The following is an 18,456-nucleotide window of genomic DNA, read 5'->3' as shown; positions in this document are numbered from 1 at the left end:
GCGAAGATCGAAGAAACGCACGCCGGGATACGGCGTGCGGCGAGTCGAATCAGGCGGTTGCCACCACCGCGCAATGGCGGTCGATGAAGGCCTGGTGCGAGGGCATCACCTCGACGCACTCGGCCATCACGCGGCCGACGTCGGCGATGAAGCGGTAAAGATCAGCGTCCGGCACCTGGTCGACCAGCGGGTGGTAGCTGCGCGGCACGATGCCCTGGCCGATCATCACCTGCACCCAGCTGATCTCGGCGAACAGTTCCTCGGCGTTGCGGAAGAAGCGACCGCTGTCGGTGAACAGGTCGATGTTGTCCTGCAGCGACTGCGGCACCGACATGTGCCGGCACTGTTGCCAGAACGGCGTGTCCTCGCGCTCGGTGGCGTGGTAATGCAGGATCAGGAAGTCGCGGATGCGTTCGGTATGGAACTTCAGCTGCGCGTTGTAGCGCTCGGCCAGTACCGGGCTGAAGCCTTCACGCGGGAACAGGTTGAGCAGCCAGGAGATGCCGGTCTGGATCATGTGGATGCTGGTCGATTCCAGCGGCTCCATGAAGCCGCTGGACAGGCCGATGGCGACCACGTTGCGGTTCCACAGCTTGCGCCGCGTGCCGGCGGTGAAGCGCAACTGGAACGGATCGCACAAGGGGCGGCCCTGGATATTGCGCAGCAGCGTCGCGGTCGCTTCGTCGTCGCTGATGTGCGCGCTGGAATACACGTAACCGTCGCCGGTACGGTGCTGCAGCGGAATGCGCCATTGCCAGCCGGCCGCCTGCGCGGTGGCGCGGGTGAACGGTGGCGGCGCGCCATCGCTTTCGGTACGCACCGCGATGGCGCGGTCGCACGGCAGCCATTGCTTGAAGTCGGTGTAGCCGGTGTGCAGCGCCTGTTCGATCAACAGTCCACGGAAGCCGGAGCAATCGATGAACAAGTCGCCGGCCAGTACCTCGCCGTTCTCCAGCACCACCGATTCGACGAAACCGTCGTCGGGTCGCAACTTCACCTCGGCCACCTTGCCTTCGATGCGGCGCACGCCGCGTGCCTCGGCGAACTCGCGCAGGAATGGCGCGTAGAGCGTGGTGTCCAGGTGGTAGGCGTAGCCGATGTCGGCCAGCGGCGAGTTCGGCGGTACGTCGGTTGCCGAGACCATGAACTTGCCGCGAGGCGCGGCCAGGGTGTGGATGGTGTAGTCACCCAGCGGCCCGGCGCGCCCGGCCCGGGAGGCTTTCAACCAGTACTGGTGGAACGGAAGCAGGCCGAGGCTGCGGCCGATCGTGTTGCCGAAGCCGTGGATATAGGAATCGCCGACGCGGCGCCAGTCGTTGAACTGGATGCCCAGCTTGAAGGTGGCGCGGGTCCGGCGGATGAACTCGATCTCGTCGATGCCGAGCAGGTTGTTGAACAGCTTCAGATGTGGAACGGTGGCCTCGCCGACGCCGACCGTGCCGATCGCCTCGGACTCGACCAGGCGTACCGATATCTCGCGCCCGAAGGTGCGGGCCAGTGCGGCGGCCGTCATCCAGCCGGCGGTACCGCCGCCGACGATCACGACGTTCCTGATGGATGCTTCGGTCATGGGGACTCCGGATCCGGGGCCATCCCGGGGTCGATTTCAACGCAAAGCCCGCCCACAAGGGCGGGCTTTGCGAGGGTGTCGCCAGGTCGCGGCCGGTCCAGACCGCACGCCCGGCTGTCAGAACTTCATGCCCACCTCGAATTTGATCGTTCGCGGCACGAAGGTGATGTTGCCGGTGGGGTTGTAGGTGATCGAGCTGAGCGAACCGATCGTGCTGTTCGGGAACATCAGGTCGCTGTAGTTCTTGAAGTTGAACACGTTGAGCAGGTCGAAGCGGCCGTAGAAATCCAGTCCATGCACGTCGAAGTGCTTGGTTGCCTGGAAGTCCACGTCGCGGTACCCGAAGATCTTGCCGCCGATCAGGAATTTGCCGTTGCCTTGCGGTTGCGCGCCATAGGCGGTACAGCGTCCGCCGTTGGGGAAGAACTGGCCGGACGCTCCGGAATAGCAGGTGAATCCATTGAACGGAATCGGCGTGGCCAAGGTCAGCTTGGCCGACATCGTGATGCCCCAGGGGCCGTCGATGACGCCGGTGGCCACGAAGCGATGCTTGGCGGCGGCATTGGACAGGATGTACGGATAGCCTCCGATCGTGGAGTAGTCGAACGCATAGTGCTCGTTGATGTCGCGGTTCTGCTTGGCGTCGGTATAGGTGTAGGCAAACGTCGCACCCCAGTGGGATTCGGGTGTGTACGGCTTGTTCGCCGACAGCAGAACCTGGGTGGTTCGCGTGCCGATGCCGTTGTTGCCCACGATCAGGCTGCCGAAGCCCGGTACGCCATTGCCCCACGGCTGGCTGCCATTCTTGAAGAACGATCCGTCGGGATAACGATTGCCCAGCGTGAAGGCGAAGCCGTCGTGGCTGATCACGCGGGTGACCGTGGCGTCGGTCTGCCAGTCGCCCAGCCGGTTGGCCATGCCCAGACTGAACTGGTCCGAATACGGCGCCTTCAGGTTGTTGTTGAGCACATCGATCTCGGTGCCGGCGTTGCTGGCCGAAGCCAGTTGCTGCACGTTGCTGAGGCCATTCAGATAGGACGGGTCGAACGGCACGCAAGGCGTCCTGCCCTGGTAGCACAGGCCCGTCACCGGATCGGCGAAGTAGAACCGGAATTGCGGCAATGCCGCCTTGGTGGTCTCCAGTTGAAGGAAGTTGTACAAGTCGCGATCGTAGGAACGACCCGCACCACCATGGATCACGTGCGCCTGGTCCGCGTCGATGTCATAGGAGAAGCCCAGTCGCGGCTGCCACTCGCCCTTGTAAGCGCTGCGGTTGTGGCCGGTGCTGATGTAGTCATTGACGTCGATGCCGCCCTTGGCCAGCGATTGCGCGTAAGTCTGCCCCGCGGGCGCGTTCGGATCCTGGCTGTTGAGCGCCGCCACCACATTGGGTGGGGTGACAAAATCGAGGTACGAGGGCGAACTTTCGTAGTCCCAACGCACGCCGAGGTTGATGATCAAATGTTCGTTGATCGCCCAGTCGTCCTGGATGTAGGCACCGAACTGCTTGTCCTTGGTGGTCACCGTGGGGCTGAGACCCAGACCGGTGACCGGCTTGGTGAAGAACGCCTCATAGGGTTGGGCGGCAGTACCACCGGGGGTCACGTCGTAATAGAACTGCGGATTGATGTCGGCGGCGTCGGCAGCATGCAGCTTGATCCACTTTTGCTTCACGCCCATCTTGATGACGTGGTCGCCGTGCCACTGCAGATCGTTGAACGTGAGATTGTCCTCGATCGCCGGCCCCTTCTGGCCCTTGTTTTGCGTGGCCAGTGGATTGGCCGCACCGGTATTGATCAAGGTGGCGGTCTGGTTGCTGGCTGGGGCGTAGGTGTAGATGGCACCGTTGCCCAGGTTCAGCGCAGTGGGTGCGTAGTTCGAGTCCTCGTAGGTAGCCAGCAGCTCGTTGAAGTACGAATAGCCGCTGTGCTGCCAGCGCACGTCGTAGCGCTTGTCGTTGTTGACCACCGAGAACCCGGCCGATTTTGCATTCTGGCCGCCGATGCCGCCGAGCTGGTCTTCCTTGCGGATTTGAGTGCTCAGCTCGAAGCGGTCACGATCTGTGGGCTCCCAGTCGATCTTGCCGAAGTACAGATTCTCGGTGAAGTTCAGGTTGGCCGGCCCGAACTGGGCGGCGACATCGGCGGGCAGTCCGGGTACGGCCGGCACGGCGTTGGTGGAGGGCACCACCGTGATCGGCGTATTGAAGCGCTTGCCCTCGTAGGTGATGAAAAAGTGTGCCTTGTCCTTGATGATGGGGCCGCCAAGCGCAAAGCCGAACTCTTTTTCCTTCGATGGGGTTTTCTTGTTCGCGGCATTCTCGCCCGGCGTGCGCGCGCGATACTTGTCGCTGGTGTAGCGACCGAACACCTGGCCATGGAACTCGTTGGTGCCCGACTTGGTCTGCGCGGTGACTGCGGCGCTGGAGATCTGGCCATACTCGGCCTTGTAGTTGGAGGTGATCACCTTGTATTCGCCGATCGCCAGCTGCGGGAACGGGTTGCCCTGGGTAGCGAACTGGCCGGCAGGGCCGCCGAACAGATAGCTCTTCTGGCCCACGCCATCGATATACACGTTGGTGGAGGCGTCGTTCTGCGCGCCACCACGCAACGAGGTGTTGCCCTTGGAATTGACCGAGAACACCATGCCCGGCACGGTGTCGGCGAACTCCAGGAAGTTGCGCGAGATCTGCGGGATCGTGTCGATCTGGTGCAGCGAAATGGTCGCGCCGACCTCGGGTGTCGCGACGTCCGGCAAGGTGTTCGCGGTGACCGTGACGCCCTTCAGGTTGACCGCATTGGCCGAGCCGGCCGTGCTCGCGGCGCCGAAATTCAGGGTCGAGGTGGACGCCACGGTGAGAGTTACCGTTTTCTGCGTGCCGGGGCCGGCGTCGATCTGGTACGTGCCCGGCTGCAGGCCGGTGATCGTGTAGCTGCCGTCACTGCTGGACAGGGTTTGCCGGGTGGTGCCGGTGGATGGGTTGAACGCGGTGACCTGGGTATCGGGGGGCGCCTTGCCGCGTAGCGTGGCGTACGCCGCCTGGGCGTACGAGGTGCCTGGCATCGCGACCAGTGATGCGATGGACGCGCCGATCAGTCCGGCCAGCAGATTCTTCTTGAAGTGCTTTGAGGTTTTCATCGCTCCCCTCCCCGGGCAGCTTGCATGGACGATTTTTTGGAGGTGCCTCCTGGCTTGCGTGCGGGGATGTTCGCGCCACACGTTTCGCGTTCCACGATTTCAAATCCGAGCGTGTCTGCGGAAGGTGATTCCTGCTCGGGGTGTTCCAGACTTTCGGCCAGACGCTCCAGTGCGAGACGACCGAAATCGGCGATGCGCACCCGCACCGTGCTCAGTGCCGGGGTGACGTAACGGGCGATCGGGATGTCGTCGAAGCCGGCCAGCGCGATGTCCTGGGGTATCTGCACCCCGGCTTCGCGGAATGCGCTCAGGCAGCCCACCGCCATCATGTCGTTGGCGGCAAACACGGCCCGCGGACGCCTCTTTCGTGCCAGCAGTTCGCGACCGGCGCGGTAGCCGGATTCCTCGCTGAAGTCGCCCTGCACGACATCCACCGCCACGCCGGGCGCGTACTTCGCCATCGCCGCACGATAGCCCTGCTCGCGTTGACGCGCGTCGAAATTGCCTTGCGGCCCGGTGATCAGCGCCACCTCGGCGTGACCTGCCTGCAACAGATGCTTGACCATCGCCAGCGCACCGGCGCGGTTGTCCATGTTCAGCACGTTGTAGAGCGGGCTCTTCACTGCGCTGTTGAGCAGCACGACCGGCAGTGCCCTGGGCAGGTTGGCACGCAGGAAGGCGGCGTCAACGCGGCCGGACAGGATCAGCAGGCCGTCGACGCGACCCTGCATGGAACGCACTGCCGCGGCCGCCTCATCGATGCCGTCGTGCGAACTGGACACCAGCAGGTGCAAACCGCGGGCGCGCGCCGCCAGATCGATGCCGCGGATCAACTCGGAGAAGAATTCGCCGTGCAGATCGGGCAGCAACGCCCCGATGGTATGGGTGCGACGGGTAATCAGCATGCGCGCCGCGGCATGCGGGATGTACTGCAGGCGCTCGGCGGCGGCGCGGATGCGCTCGCCGGTGGCCGCGGTGACGCCGCCGCCGCCGTTCAGCGCACGCGACACTGAAGCCACCGACACCTTGGCCTCGCGCGCCACGTCTTTGATCGTTGCTGCCGCCATTGCCAGCCCGTCCACCGATTGCGGGAACCCTTGCTTGGCGCCAACGTAAACGTTTTCATGTGGACTTGTAAAGGCCTTGTTGTCACCGCCTGTGTTGCGCCGCGGGACGGTTGTGCCAGACCGGCGCGGCGATACCCGGGAAACGGCCAAATGGCTGCTTTTCGACGCCGTTATCGCCTCGACCTGCGCTTGTTGCAACACAACACCGACAGGCTCCCGGCGGGGGCACGATCGTCAGGGCTCTCCGGTCGCACGCGCCGTCCATGGCCACGACCTGGCCTCGCAGACCGCGTGATCGGGTGGAAGTCGCGATCTTGGCAAGCTCGATGCTTGTCTACCGGCAGAAGCCTCGACGGGCCGGCTTGGAGAGACGAAAAGCCGGCACATTGGGCCTGAAGGGACCGATTGCGACCTGCCGCGTCACTCTCGGAAGCTCCCCTCAAGTTCCCTGGCTCTGGTGTCGATGAAAAGGTCGGTCTTGACTGTTTCAGCACGCTCGTTAATCATTTGCACGTACGTTAAAGCTAGGTTAATTCTTGTAGAGTCAACCCACTGTACTATTCACTTCCAGCAGAAGACGAATAAACCCACCGCAATTTATTGATTTCAATATTATTATGATCCTGTCCACCCTTCCTGTTGCCTTGCTCGCCGTGCTGCTCGCCAGCGCGGTGCGGCGCGTGCCGGAGGGTCAGGTCTACAGTCTGTACCGTCGCGGCAAGCCACGGCGCCTGCTGCAGGCGGGGACGCATCTGGTGTTGCCCGTATTCGACAAGGTCGCCCACAAGATCAATCTGGCGGGTCAGACCCTGCGTCTGGAAGCACCGCTGGCGGACACCTGCGAGGTTTGCGGCACGGTCTACTGGCAGGTGCTGGAGCCGGAACGCGCCGACGCGGTATTCGAACAGGTCGACCAGCTGATTCGCCGCGGCGCGCAGGAAGCCTTGCGCAGCGAACCGAACAGCGAGCCGGTCGATCGACGTGACCTGGGCGTGCGGGTCAAGCAGTCGCTGAATCATGTGCTGCGCGAGCGCGGCATGATGGTCACCCGGGTCGAGCTCGACGCCGCCTGAGCCATCGTATCGCGCGAGGCGCCCGAGAGCGCCTGCGCCACAGGGGATTTGCTGCACTTCAAGCCCGCTTCGGCGGGCTTTCTTTTGGCGCATCGGGCCGGGATACTTGCCGCCCGATCATTGACGGAACAGCCACGCCATGGCCGCGCGCGACGCCTTGCAGGCACAACTCGAACAGGGCATCGCCGCGCTGGGACTGAACCTGCCCGCCGCGGCGGTGCCGCGCCTGCTCGACTACCAGGCCCTGCTCGAGCGCTGGAATGCCGCCTACAACCTGACCGCGGTGCGCGATCCGGCCGAAATGATCACCCGCCACCTGCTCGATTCGCTGGCGATTCTTCCCTACGTGCAGGGCGATCGTCTGGCCGACCTGGGTACCGGGCCGGGCCTGCCCGGCATCGTGCTGGCCATTGCCGCACCCGGGCGCGAGATTCTGCTGGTGGATTCCAACGGCAAGAAGGTGCGCTTCCTGCGCGAGGCGATCCGCAGCCTGAAACTGGAGGGCGTGCGCGCCGAGCAGTCGCGCGTGGAGGACGTCGAGGGCCAGTTTGACTGCATCACCGCCCGCGCCTTTGCCAGCCTGGCCGACATGCTGGGCTGGGGTGGTCACTTGCTGGCACCCGATGGCATCTGGCTGGCGATGAAGGGCAAGCGTCCGGACGACGAGCTGCCGGGTATTCCCGACGCCTTCGCGATTCGCGCCACGCACGAACTCGTCGTGCCGGGCCTGCCTGCCGAACGCCACCTGCTGGTGCTCGGCCACGCAACCCCGTAGGGCGGGCTCTGCCCGCCGCTGTTGTCCGCGAAGGCAACGCCCAAAGCAGAAGCCGGCGGGCAGAGCCCGCCCTGCGGGTTGTGGTCCAGCACGGCGCGGTTGCTTTCGATCACGTTGGGTGTACAGCCGGGCGCTGGCCTTGGACGTGCCGGCATCCCCGACGGGTTTGCCGTTCGCGCCACACACGAACTCGTCGTGCCGGGCCTGCCTGCCGAACGCCACCTGCTGGTGCTCGGCCGCGCCACCCCGTAGGGCGGGCTCCGCCCGCCGACTGGTGGTTTGGACATGCATATCGCGGCAAAAAGCGGCGGGCAGAACCCGCCCTACGGGTTGTCGTCCAGCACGCTGCCGTTGCTTTCGATCACCTCGGTGTACAGCCTGGCGCTGGCCTTGGGCGTGCGCTTTTGGGTGGCGAAATCGACGTGGCAGAGGCCGAAGCGCTTGGAGAAGCCCAGCGACCATTCCAGGTTGTCCAGCAGCGACCAGGCGTAATAGCCCTTCAGGTTCACCCCGGCTTCGATGGCATGGTGCAGCGCACGCAGATGTTTGCGCAGGTAGGCGCAACGCAGCGGATCCTCCAGCACACCGCCCTCGGCTACCGGCGGATCGTAGAACGCCGAGCCGTTTTCGGTGATGTACAGCGGGATGTCGCCGTAGCGCTGCTTGAACGCGATCAGCGTATCGGTCAGGCCCTGCTCGAACACCTCCCAGCCGGTTTCGGTGTGGGTCCGGTGGGGCTGGCGCACGCCCGCGGCTTTGAGCGGATACGCACCGGGGTCATGCTTGACCACCGAACGGGTGTAATAGTTGATGCCGACGAAATCGACCGCCTGTTTCGTCAGCACCAGGTCGTCTGCCGGAAATTCGGGCCACGCCTCGCCGAATATTTCCCTGAGCTCTGCTGGATAGCTGCCGAGCAGGGCCGGATCGGCGAACTGCTGGTTCATGTAGGCATGTGCGCGGCGCGTGGCGGCCAAGTCTTCGGCGCTGTCCGAGTGCGGGTACTTCGGCTCGATGTTGAACACCACGCCGATCTCGTGCCGTCCGTGCGCGCGGTAAGCCTGGATGCCGGCGCCGCTGGCGCGCATCAGGTTGTGCGCGGCGATCGGCGCCTCGAAACGGTTGCGATGCCCCGGCGCCAGCGCGCCGTGCAGGTAGCCGCCGTCGGTGACCACCCACGGTTCGTTCAGGGTGGTCCAGCGCGGCACGCGGTCGTCCAGCGCCTTGAACATCACCGCGGCGTACTCGGCGAACCAGTGCGCGCTGTCGCGGTTCAGCCAGCCGCCGCGATCGTCCAGGGCGGCGGGCAGGTCCCAGTGGAACAGCGTGGCATTGGGCGCGATGCCGTGTTCCAGCAGTTCGTCGACCAGTCGCGAGTAGAAATCCAGCCCCTTCGGGTTGATCCGGCCGGTGCCCTCGGGCAGCACCCGCGCCCAGTTGATGCTGAAGCGGTAGCCATGCAGGCCCAGCGACTTCATCAGCTGCACGTCGTCCTTGTAGCGCCGGTAGTGGTCGCAGGCGATATCGCCGGTGTCGCCGTTCGCCATCATGCCCGGCGTATGCGCAAAGCGCTGCCAGATGCTGGCGCCGGCGCCGTCAGCCAGCGGCGAGCCCTCGATCTGATAGGCGGAGGTGGCGGCACCCCAGTGGAAGCCGTCAGGAAAGCGGAAGCTGGGTGAGGTCATGGGGCTCCTGAGCGGCCCGAACTATGATGTAAACGCTTACATTGGCAGAATAGCCCAACGCCTGTCGATCTGCAGACACGTCGACGGGGTGGCCTGGACCGGCCAAGGCCCGACCGGCTGCAAGGCCACCCGTAACGGAGATGCCGATGGCTCAGGTACGCCTCGATCAAGTGCGCAAGGTCTATCCCGGCGGCCACGTCGCCGTGGCCGGTGCCAGTTTCGAGGCGGCCGATGGCGAATTGCTGGTGCTGGTCGGGCCATCGGGCTGCGGCAAGACCACGTTGTTGCGCATGATCGCCGGGCTGGAGGCGATCAGTGGCGGCACGCTGAGCATCGGCGGGCGCGTGGTCAACGAGGTCGCGCCGAAGGATCGCGACATCGCGATGGTGTTCCAGAATTACGCGCTGTATCCGCACATGACGGTGGCCGAGAATCTCGGCTTCGGCCTGAAGCTGCGCGGCCAGGGCAAGGCCGAGATCGACCGCCGCGTGGTGGCCGCGGCCAGGACGCTGGAGCTGGAGTCGCGGCTGGGTTCGCGTCCGGCGGCGCTGTCCGGCGGCCAGCGCCAGCGGGTGGCGCTGGGCCGGGCGCTGGTGCGCGATCCGCAGGTATTCCTGCTCGATGAGCCGTTGTCCAACCTCGACGCCAAGCTGCGCCTGTCGATGCGGGTGGAGATCGCCCGTCTGCACCGCCAGCTCAAGGCCACCATGATCTACGTCACCCACGACCAGATCGAGGCGATGACCCTGGGTCAGCGCATCGTGGTGCTCGACGGCGGCGTGATCCAGCAGATCGACACGCCGATGGCGCTGTACGACAAGCCCGCCAACCTGTTCGTGGCGGGCTTCGTCGGCAGCCCGGCGATGAATCTGTTGCGAGGTACGCTGCAGCAGCGCGACGGTTGGCGGCTCGTCACCCATCAGGGCGACGTGTTTCTGGGCGAGGTGTTGCCGATGCCGTCATGGTCGGCCTGGGGCGATCGCGAGGTAGTGCTGGGCGTGCGCCCGGAGGACCTGCAACTGCTGGCCGCCGGCCCCGCCGCATTCACCGCGCAGCTGGAGGTGCTGGAGCCGGTCGGCAACGAGATCTTCCTGAATCTGCGCTTCGGCGAGCAGGCGCTGGTGGCCCGGGTCGCGCCGCAGACCCTGCCCGAACCGGGTGCCAGCGTGCCGTTGGGGCTGGTGGCCAGCCATCTGCATCTGTTCGATGGCGCCAGCGGCGAGCGGATCGGCGGGCAAGCCGCGGCGGCAATGGTAATCTAGCCGTCCTTCGCGCACGGTAACTTCTCATCCATGGCTCGCATCATCGCTGTCGCCAACCAGAAAGGCGGCGTCGGCAAGACCACCACGGCAGTCAACCTCGCCGCTGCGCTGGCCGCGGCGAAGCGCAAGGTATTGCTGGTCGACCTTGACCCGCAAGGCAATGCCACGATGGCTTCGGGCGTGGACAAGCGCGAGGTGAAACTGAGCGGCTGCGAGGTGTTGCTGGAGGAAGTGGAGATCGGCGCGGCGATCGTCGCCACCGAGGCGCACTATGACGTGCTGCCGGGCAATGGCGACCTCACCGCCGCCGAACTGAAGTTGATGGATGCACTGGCGCGCGAACACCGTCTGAAAGACGTGCTGGCCAAGGTCGCGGCGAACTACGACATCATCCTGATCGACTGCCCGCCCTCGCTGAACCTGCTTACGCTCAACGCCTTGACCGCCGCCGATGGCGTGCTGATCCCGGTGCAGTGCGAGTACTTCGCGCTGGAAGGGCTGTCCAGCCTGCTCGATACGGTCAAGGCGGTGCGCCATCGACTCAACCCCAAGCTGGAGATCGAAGGCCTGCTGCGCACCATGTACGACGTGCGCAACAACCTCGGCAACGAGGTCTCGGCGCAGCTGACCCAGCATTTCGGCGACAAGGTGCTGCGCTCGATGATCCCGCGCAACGTGCGGCTGGCCGAGGCACCCAGCCACGGCCAGCCGATCCATCTGTACGACCGCAGCTCGCGCGGCGCGATCGCCTATATCGGCCTGGCCGGCGAAATCATCCGGCGCGAGCGCGGCCTGCCGGCGGCTGCGGCTGCGGGCCATGACATCGAATCAGCGGCGCACGCTGAAACCGTCGCGCCACTCAAGGCGCCTGCCGCCAACCATCAGGAATGAGAGCCTGTTCGTGACCTCCAAACACCCCGGCGCCTGTAGCCTCGGCACCTATCCATTCCGGGGCCGGATTTGTTTACGTGCAGGCCGGCGTCATCATTCGGTCGTGGACGGACGTCCACTCCCTCACTCGTCCTTGGCCTGCGCGCAAACAGATTCCGGCGCGGGGTGCTTGGAGATCATGAACAGGCTCTAGACATGGCTGCTGCGAAGAAACGTGGATTGGGACGCGGGCTGGATGCCTTGCTTGGTGGCGACGCCGAAGGCGCGCCATCGACGCTTACCCAGGAGGGCGAGCTGCGCAGCTTGCCGATCCAGCAGATCCAGGCCGGCAAGTACCAGCCGCGACGGCACTGGAACGATGAGGCACTGGACGAGCTGGCCGCCTCGATCAAGGCGCAGGGCCTGATCCAGCCGGTGGTGGTGCGCGAACTGGGCAAGAACCGCTACGAGCTGATCGCCGGCGAGCGCCGCTGGCGCGCGGCGCAGCGCGCCCAGCTGGGCGAGATCCCGGCGCTGGTCAAGAAGGTGGCCGAGGCCGCCGTGCCGGCGATGGCGCTGATCGAGAACATCCAGCGGCAGGACCTCACCCCGCTCGAGGAAGCCGACGCGCTGAAGCGCCTGATCGACGACTTCGACCTGACCCACCAGCAGGCCGCCGATGCGGTCGGCCGTTCGCGCGCCTCGGTATCGAACATGCTGCGCCTGACCGAATTGCCCGAGTCGATCAAGAAGCTGCTCGACGACGGCAGGCTGGAAATGGGCCACGCGCGTTGCCTGCTGACCCTGGACGAAGCCATCGCCGTGCCGCTGGCGCGTCAGGCGGTCACCCTGGGCTGGACCGTGCGGGAGCTGGAGGAAGCCGCGCGCCGCGCGCAGACCGCGCCGAAGGGCAAAGCCAAGAGCGCGCCCTCGCGCGACCCGAACATCGCCGACCTCGAGCGCGAGCTGGCCGAACGCTTCGCCACCCGCGTCGAACTGGCGCAGGGCAAGGGCGGACGCGGCAAGCTGGTGATCCACTACCACAGCGCCGACGAGCTGGAAGGCATCCTCGACAAGATCCGCTGACGTCCATCGCCTCGCAGGGCGGGCCCTGCCCGCCGGCTTTTGGTCGGAACCTCGCGGCAAGAAGCCTTGTAGGGCGGGCTCTGCCCGCCGGCTTTTGGCCTGGATCTTGCGGAAAGAAACGGCGGGCAGAGCCCGCCCTAGGAATACGTGTTGCTAAACTGCACCATGCTGCGCTGAGCGCAGCAATCGCTCTCGCTGAAAGGCTTCCTCATGCCCCAACTTGCCGTCGTCGTTCCCGTGTTCAACGAGCGCGACAATATTCCGCCCCTGCTGGCCGAGATTGCCGCGGCCTTGCGCGGCCATGTCGACTACGAGGTGATCTATGTCGACGACGACTCCAGCGACGACAGTCGCGAGGTGCTGACGGCGGAGAAATCGAGTCATCCGGAGCTGCGCGTGCTGCACCATCTGACCCGCAGCGGGCAGAGCACGGCGGTGTGGAACGGGGTGCGCGCGGCGCAATCGCCATGGATCGCCACGCTGGACGGCGACGGCCAGAATGATCCGGCGGATATTCCCAAGCTGCTCGCCGCGCGTGCCGAAGCGTCGGTCGACGTGCGCCTGTTTGCCGGCTGGCGCACGACCCGCCGCGACAGCTTCAACAAGCGCATCTCCTCGAAAATCGCCAATGCGGTGCGCTCGCGCATGCTCAAGGACGCCACCCCGGACACCGGCTGCGGCCTGAAGCTGTTCGAGCGCGAGGTGTTCCTGCGCCTGCCCTATTTCGATCACATGCACCGTTACCTGCCGGCGCTGGTCAAGCGCGCCGGGTTCCAGAGCACCAGCGTGCCGGTCGGCCATCGTCCGCGTACGGCGGGTGTTTCCAAGTACGGCATGCTGGACCGCCTGTGGGTCGGCCTGGCCGATCTGCGCGGCGTGGCGTGGCTGATGCGCCGCGGCAAGGTGACCCGCGTCGAGGAGCTTTGACCCACATCAACTGGCGCTGATCCGATGGTCGTATGCTGAGCGGGTTTCGCTGCCAGGAGTACGCCATGAGCCTCGCCATCAAGCGCGCCTATGAAGAGCCGTCCCGCGACGACGGTTACCGCGTACTGGTGGAGCGGTTGTGGCCGCGTGGGCTGAAGAAGGAGGCCGTGCCGCTGGATCAGTGGGCCAAGGAGCTGGCGCCCTCGACTGAGTTGCGCAAGTGGTTTGACCACGATCCCACGCGCTGGGACGGCTTTCGGCACCGCTATGCCGCTGAACTGGACGAACTGGCCGAACACTGGCAGCCGCTGGCCGAGCGCTCGGCGCGGCACAAGGTCACCCTGATCTACAGCGCCCGCGACGAAGAGCACAACGGTGCACTGGTGCTGCGCGACTACCTGCAGAACTGGCTGCGCACGCACGGACCGCGTTGAGTCAGTCAGTGCGCTCCGGCGTGCTCGACTGCGGCCACTCGGCCAATGCCTTGCGCGTCTGCGTGCGCCCGCGTTCGATCAGTTCGCGGGCGCGGTAGAACTCGTAGACGCTGGCGATATTGCGTGGCAGCTCGATCAGCAGGTCCGGCTCGTATGCGGCCAGGCGCAGCCGCGAAAGGTTTGCCTGCATCAGGTCCATGGCCTGGCTCAACGTGTCCAGCGTCCCCGGCGTGCGCGGCAGGTTTTCGCCGTGCGGGATCAGCTTGCTGACGAACTCACCGATGCGCCGCCGGTAACTGGTTTCCCCATCCGGCTCGTGCTCGGCCGGTTCCGGTGCGGCGATCACCTCGGCCGGGCCGTCCACGCTGACCGCGAGCAGGTAATCGGCGTTGGCGCCGATCAGCGGCGTGACCGGCACCGGATTGAGCAGGGCGCCGTCGACCATGCGTCGGCCGCCGACGGAATGCGGGCGGAACACGGTGGGCACGGCGATCGAGGCGCGGATCGCGTCGAACAGGTTGCCGCGGCTCAACCAGACCTCGCGGCCGCGGTCCAGGTCGGTGGCCACGGCGGTGAACGAGAGCGGCAGATCCTCGATGCGGGTGTCGCCGATCATGCCGCGCAGGGTGCCGATGATGCGCTCGCCCTTGATCAGTCCGCCGCCGGAAAAGGTCCAGTCGACCAGTCGCAACACGTCGAACCGGGCCAGCGCGCAAACCCAGTCGCGGTAGACATCGAGCTTGCCCATGGCGTGGATGCCGCCGATCAGCGCACCCATCGAGCTGCCGGCAATGGCCGTGATCCGGAAACCCTGGGCCTCGATCTCCTCGATCACGCCGATATGCGCCAGTCCCTTGGCGCCACCGGCACCCAGCGCCAGCGCCACGGTGGGTTTGTCGGCCTGTTGCGGCGGCCGCTCGTTGCGCTGCGCGGCGTTTTCCTTTTCACTCATGGATCCACTCCGGTCACATGCGCGAAGACCCGTCCGTCCGGCCACCGAGGGATACAGGTCGCGCGCTGCCGGTTAGGATGGGACTCGACCTGGACCACGGCAAGCCCCGGAGCACGCATGCCCTTCACCCAAGACCCGATGACCCAGTGCGACGGCCGTGCCGCATGGCGGGTGCGCGCATGACCTGGCAGGCCTGGGCCACCGTCGCGGTGATCGTGGTCGCGATGGCGCTGTTTGCCAGCGAGAAGGTGCGGATCGACCTGGTCGCGCTGATGACCCTGGGCGCGCTGGTGGTACTGGGCATCATCAGCCCGGCCGAAGCCCTCTCCGGCTTCAGCAACGAGGCCACGGTGGCGGTCGCGGCGATGCTGGTGCTGAGCATGGGCATCGACCGCTCCGGGGCGCTGGAACCGCTGATCCGCCTGCTCTCGCGCATACGTCACCCGTGGTTGCTCAGTCTGGCGATGATGCTGGTGATCGCGCCGCTGAGCGCCTTCGTCACCAACATCGCGCTGGTGGCGACCTTCCTGCCGCTGGCGCTGCGCGTGTGCCAGAGCAACGGCATGTCGCCGGCGCGCGTGCTGATGCCGATGGCGTTTGCCGCGCAGATGGGCGGCGTGGCCACGCTGATAGGCACCTCGTCCAACCTGTTGGTCGATTCCATCGCGCGCGGGCATGGACTGGCCGGGTTCGGCCTGTTCGACTTCACCCCGATGGGCGCGGCGCTGGCGGTGGTGGGCATTGTCTACATGATGCTGGTGGGGCGCTGGATGTTGCCCAAGCAGGTCGACGTGGGTCTGCCGCAGCAGACCGACATCGGCAAGTACGTGGCCGAGTTGCGCGTGGGCGAGGAGTCCAGCCTGATCGGCAAGAGCATCGCCGAGGCCAGCCTGGGCGAGAAGTTCGGGGTGTATCCACTGGAACTGCTGCGCGGGGAGCGTCGCATGTGGTCGCCGCGATCGCAGGAAATCGCCGTGGGCGACGTGCTGCTGGTGCGTGGCGACTGGGCCAAGATCGAGGAGTTCCAGCGTCGCGCCGGCCTGAGCAGCGCGCCCGAACGACGCTACGCGCAGGACAAGGATCACCCGCGAGTGCTGGCCGAGATCATGGTGGCGCCCGCCAGTGCGATGGAGGGCGGGCAATTCGGCGAGACGGAGCTGCATTGGCGCTACGACGCCACGGTGCTGGCGATCCATCGGCGCGGGCATGTCCTGCGCGACAAGCTCAGCCAGGTCAGTCTCGCGGTGGGTGACGTGCTGCTGGTGCTGGTGGACGAGGCCGTCGTGCCGCAGTTGCGCGGCGACGAGGACCTGGTGGTGCTCAGCGAGCGCGAGGAGCGCCCGCGCACGCCACGTCGGGCGATCCTGGCCGTGCTGACCATGGTCGGCGTGGTGGCGACGGCGGGCCTGCATCTGTTGTCCATCCCGATTGCCGCCATCCTCGGCGTGCTGGCGATGGCGCTCGGCGGCTGCTTCGGGCGCAAGGATGTCTACGCCGGCGTGGACTGGAAGGTCATCATCCTGCTGGGCGCTATTCTGCCGCTGGGCATCGCGATCGAGAAAACCGGCCTGTCACACGTGGTGGTGCAAGCGGGCATGCAGCTGGTCGGCGACCACGGCCCGATTGCCGCCTTGCTGCTGGTCTATCTCATGACCGCCGTGATGACCGAACTGATGGGGCACAACCCGTCGGTGGTGCTGATGATGGGTATCGCCGTGTCCGTGGCGCACGCCGTGGGCGCCGATGCGCGTCCGTTCATGGTGGCGGTCGCGTTTGCCGCATCGACCTCGTTCGCCACCCCGGTCGGTTATCCGACCAACACCATGGTCTATTACGCCGGCGGTTATCGCTTCATGGATTTCATGAAGATCGGCATCCCGCTGATCCTCATGTTCTGCGCGCTGTCGATGTGGCTGATTCCGTTGTTCTGGCCGTTTCATCCGCTTCCGCTCCCATGAGGTAACGCTCTTTGCGTTTGCTCCCTCTCCGCCTTGCACGGTGGTCAGTTCAAAGCCTGCCTCGATGACAGCCCCCCGCGAGCACCCGCCCTCACCTCAATCCTCTCCCGCACGCGGGAGAGGAGGCGAACGCAAAAAGCGCGGAATTTGATTGGAGCGGGGGAGAGGGTTGGGGAGAGGGGACGCCTTGCAGGGTGGTCAGTTCAAAGCCTGCCTCGATGACAGCCCCCGCGAGCACCCGCCCTCACCTCATTCCTCTCCCGCAAGCGGGAGAGGAGGCGAACGCAAAGAGCGCGGAATTTGATTGGAGCGGGGGAGAGGGGACGCCTTGCACGGTGGTCAGTTCAAAGCCTGGCTCGGTGACAGACCTCCGCGAGCACCCGCCCTCACCTCAATCCTCTCCCGCAAGCGGGAGAGGAGGCGAACGCAAAGAGCGCGGAATTTGATTGGAGCGGGGGGAGAGGAGGCGAACGTGCCGTGCGGACTCGTGCCTTCGTACATCTGGGGGAATTGACAACGTCGAGACGAAGATGGATATCGATCTTTTGCTGTCAGGCATAGCCTGACAGCGCCAGCTGCAGCAAGATCTTCATCTCCTCGCGCAGCGGCAGCGGTGCCACCACTTCGGCGTCTGGACCGTACTTGAGCACGTCCATCAGCAGTTCTTTCGAGTTGGAATACGGCACTTTCAGTTCGTAGCGCCCGTCGGGCAGCCACTCGCCCTTCTGCTGCGAATGCCAGTGTTCATCGGAGACCCAGCGCGCCGCATGGGCGGAGAAGCGGATCGTGGCCCAGGCCTTGGGCTTGCCCGCGAAGATGCCGTAGCTGGAGGCGAGTAGTTCGTTGAGTTCGGTATCGGCGACATCCAGCGCGGCAGCATCCAGCGTATGCGCTTCGGCGATGCGGTCCACGGCGAAACTGCGCAGGGCCTCGCGGTCGTGATCCCAGACGTCGAGGTACCAGTTGTCGCGGTAGTGGGTCAGCCGTTGCGGGGATACCGTGCGCCGGCTGTCCGCATCGGTGGTGCGCGCGCGGTATCGGAAGCGCAGCTGGCGGCGCTCCAGCACCGCCCCGGCGACGATGCGGAACACTTGCTGGTCGAGCTTGCGTTCGCCCCACGGAATCACCCGGATGCGCTCCAGCGGCAGCGCCTTGCCGCTGCCCTGGTGCGACAGCAGACCCTCGATGCGCGCCTTGAACGGGGCCAGGGTGCCGGCCAGCACGCCCGGGCCGGAGCGGCTGATCAGCTCGTTGAGCGCCATCAGCGAGGCGAGCTCGTCCGAGGTCAGCCACAGCCCGGGCAGCTCGAACTTGTCACCCTCGCCGGCCTCGTAGCGGAAGGCCGCCTGGTCGGTGCCGGCGCTTTCGATCGGAGCGCCCAGCGCGTCGCGCAGGAAGGCCACGTCGCGGTAAAGCGTGGCGCGCGAGCATTCCAGCTCGCTCAGCAGGCGTGACAGCGGCACCGGATAGTGCGCCGACTTCAGCAGGCGATGCAGGCTGAGTATTCGTTCGTAGCGATGATCCATCGGGATGAAGACTTGGGAGGGGGCACGGCGTAGCATGCTGGCGCCCCGAGCCGTCCGCAAGTCGAGCTGCTAACCCGATGGCGACAGGCGCTGTCATTCATTGCGAGTTCAAGCCGTCTCGTTAAGGTAGCCG

14 protein-coding genes are annotated in these 18,456 nt (G+C 65.7%); 8 read left to right on the top strand and 6 right to left on the bottom strand.

What is annotated here, in order from left to right; genetic code table 11:
* Positions 1-49 precede the first annotated feature (49 nt).
* From AC0L58_RS16085 to AC0L58_RS16075, 3 genes are all read right to left on the bottom strand, one after another.
* Positions 50-1,570, bottom strand: a complete 1,521-nt coding sequence (locus AC0L58_RS16085) for a tryptophan halogenase family protein (RefSeq protein WP_473685196.1) — start codon at positions 1,568-1,570, stop codon at positions 50-52.
* A gap of 117 nt (positions 1,571-1,687) precedes the next feature.
* A complete protein-coding gene (locus AC0L58_RS16080; protein ID WP_473685194.1) occupies positions 1,688-4,708 on the bottom strand; it encodes a TonB-dependent receptor in 3,021 nt (1,006 codons plus the stop codon).
* Positions 4,705-5,781, bottom strand: a complete 1,077-nt coding sequence (locus tag AC0L58_RS16075; protein ID WP_473688764.1) for a LacI family DNA-binding transcriptional regulator — start codon at positions 5,779-5,781, stop codon at positions 4,705-4,707. The genes AC0L58_RS16080 and AC0L58_RS16075 overlap by 4 nt, the downstream gene beginning before the upstream one ends.
* Before the next feature lie 611 nt (positions 5,782-6,392).
* Here AC0L58_RS16075 and AC0L58_RS16070 point away from each other — a divergent pair.
* On the top strand, positions 6,393-6,848 hold the full coding sequence (locus tag AC0L58_RS16070) for an SPFH domain-containing protein (protein WP_473685192.1): 456 nt from the start codon (positions 6,393-6,395) through the stop codon (positions 6,846-6,848).
* Between the two features lie 139 nt (positions 6,849-6,987).
* On the top strand, positions 6,988-7,623 hold the full coding sequence (gene rsmG / locus AC0L58_RS16065) for a 16S rRNA (guanine(527)-N(7))-methyltransferase RsmG (protein ID WP_473685190.1): 636 nt from the start codon (positions 6,988-6,990) through the stop codon (positions 7,621-7,623).
* A gap of 323 nt (positions 7,624-7,946) precedes the next feature.
* Here the strand turns inward: rsmG and AC0L58_RS16060 are convergent, their stop codons facing one another.
* Positions 7,947-9,308, bottom strand: a complete 1,362-nt coding sequence (locus AC0L58_RS16060) for a GH1 family beta-glucosidase (protein ID WP_473685188.1) — start codon at positions 9,306-9,308, stop codon at positions 7,947-7,949.
* 146 nt (positions 9,309-9,454) lie between these two features.
* On the opposite strand from AC0L58_RS16060, the gene AC0L58_RS16055 reads away from it, so the two are divergent.
* The 5 genes from AC0L58_RS16055 (at position 9,455) to AC0L58_RS16035 (ending at position 13,887) form a co-directional block, all read left to right on the top strand.
* Complete coding sequence (locus tag AC0L58_RS16055; RefSeq protein ID WP_473685186.1) at positions 9,455-10,570, top strand: ABC transporter ATP-binding protein; 1,116 nt, start codon at positions 9,455-9,457, stop codon at positions 10,568-10,570.
* A gap of 30 nt (positions 10,571-10,600) precedes the next feature.
* Entirely contained in the window at positions 10,601-11,461 is an 861-nt protein-coding gene (locus tag AC0L58_RS16050) for a ParA family protein (protein WP_473685184.1), read from the top strand.
* A 195-nt stretch (positions 11,462-11,656) separates the two neighbouring features.
* Complete coding sequence (locus AC0L58_RS16045; protein ID WP_473685182.1) at positions 11,657-12,526, top strand: ParB/RepB/Spo0J family partition protein; 870 nt, start codon at positions 11,657-11,659, stop codon at positions 12,524-12,526.
* Positions 12,527-12,736: 210 nt separating this feature from the next.
* Entirely contained in the window at positions 12,737-13,453 is a 717-nt protein-coding gene (locus AC0L58_RS16040) for a glycosyltransferase (RefSeq protein WP_473685180.1), read from the top strand.
* A gap of 65 nt (positions 13,454-13,518) precedes the next feature.
* On the top strand, positions 13,519-13,887 hold the full coding sequence (locus tag AC0L58_RS16035) for a DUF488 domain-containing protein (RefSeq protein ID WP_473685178.1): 369 nt from the start codon (positions 13,519-13,521) through the stop codon (positions 13,885-13,887).
* 1 nt (position 13,888) lies between these two features.
* Here the strand turns inward: AC0L58_RS16035 and AC0L58_RS16030 are convergent, their stop codons facing one another.
* A complete protein-coding gene (locus tag AC0L58_RS16030) occupies positions 13,889-14,839 on the bottom strand; it encodes a patatin-like phospholipase family protein (protein ID WP_473685176.1) in 951 nt (316 codons plus the stop codon).
* Positions 14,840-15,018: 179 nt separating this feature from the next.
* On the opposite strand from AC0L58_RS16030, the gene AC0L58_RS16025 reads away from it, so the two are divergent.
* Entirely contained in the window at positions 15,019-16,797 is a 1,779-nt protein-coding gene (locus AC0L58_RS16025) for an SLC13 family permease (RefSeq protein ID WP_473685174.1), read from the top strand.
* Between the two features lie 551 nt (positions 16,798-17,348).
* Here the strand turns inward: AC0L58_RS16025 and AC0L58_RS16020 are convergent.
* On the bottom strand, positions 17,349-18,323 hold the full coding sequence (locus AC0L58_RS16020; RefSeq protein ID WP_473685172.1) for a helix-turn-helix transcriptional regulator: 975 nt from the start codon (positions 18,321-18,323) through the stop codon (positions 17,349-17,351).
* Between the last annotated feature and the right edge of the window lie 133 nt (positions 18,324-18,456).

This window comes from Rhodanobacter sp. G2-10 (assembly GCF_055809185.1).
Note: the sequence above shows the minus strand (reverse complement) of the source record. Positions and strands in the feature narration are given on the sequence as shown.

Excerpts from the sequence above, each read along its gene's own strand:
- AC0L58_RS16025 (WP_473685174.1), top strand. The coding sequence starts at position 15,019 with ATGACCTGGCAGGCCTGGGCCACCGTCGCGGTGATCGTGGTCGCGATG.
- AC0L58_RS16060 (WP_473685188.1), bottom strand. The coding sequence starts at position 9,308 with ATGACCTCACCCAGCTTCCGCTTTCCTGACGGCTTCCACTGGGGTGCC.
- rsmG (WP_473685190.1), top strand. The coding sequence starts at position 6,988 with ATGGCCGCGCGCGACGCCTTGCAGGCACAACTCGAACAGGGCATCGCC.
- AC0L58_RS16045 (WP_473685182.1), top strand. The coding sequence starts at position 11,657 with ATGGCTGCTGCGAAGAAACGTGGATTGGGACGCGGGCTGGATGCCTTG.
- AC0L58_RS16070 (WP_473685192.1), top strand. The coding sequence starts at position 6,393 with ATGATCCTGTCCACCCTTCCTGTTGCCTTGCTCGCCGTGCTGCTCGCC.
- AC0L58_RS16055 (WP_473685186.1), top strand. The coding sequence starts at position 9,455 with ATGGCTCAGGTACGCCTCGATCAAGTGCGCAAGGTCTATCCCGGCGGC.
- AC0L58_RS16040 (WP_473685180.1), top strand. The coding sequence starts at position 12,737 with ATGCCCCAACTTGCCGTCGTCGTTCCCGTGTTCAACGAGCGCGACAAT.
- AC0L58_RS16050 (WP_473685184.1), top strand. The coding sequence starts at position 10,601 with ATGGCTCGCATCATCGCTGTCGCCAACCAGAAAGGCGGCGTCGGCAAG.
- AC0L58_RS16080 (WP_473685194.1), bottom strand. The coding sequence starts at position 4,708 with ATGAAAACCTCAAAGCACTTCAAGAAGAATCTGCTGGCCGGACTGATC.
- AC0L58_RS16020 (WP_473685172.1), bottom strand. The coding sequence starts at position 18,323 with ATGGATCATCGCTACGAACGAATACTCAGCCTGCATCGCCTGCTGAAG.
- AC0L58_RS16030 (WP_473685176.1), bottom strand. The coding sequence starts at position 14,839 with ATGAGTGAAAAGGAAAACGCCGCGCAGCGCAACGAGCGGCCGCCGCAA.
- AC0L58_RS16085 (WP_473685196.1), bottom strand. The coding sequence starts at position 1,570 with ATGACCGAAGCATCCATCAGGAACGTCGTGATCGTCGGCGGCGGTACC.
- AC0L58_RS16035 (WP_473685178.1), top strand. The coding sequence starts at position 13,519 with ATGAGCCTCGCCATCAAGCGCGCCTATGAAGAGCCGTCCCGCGACGAC.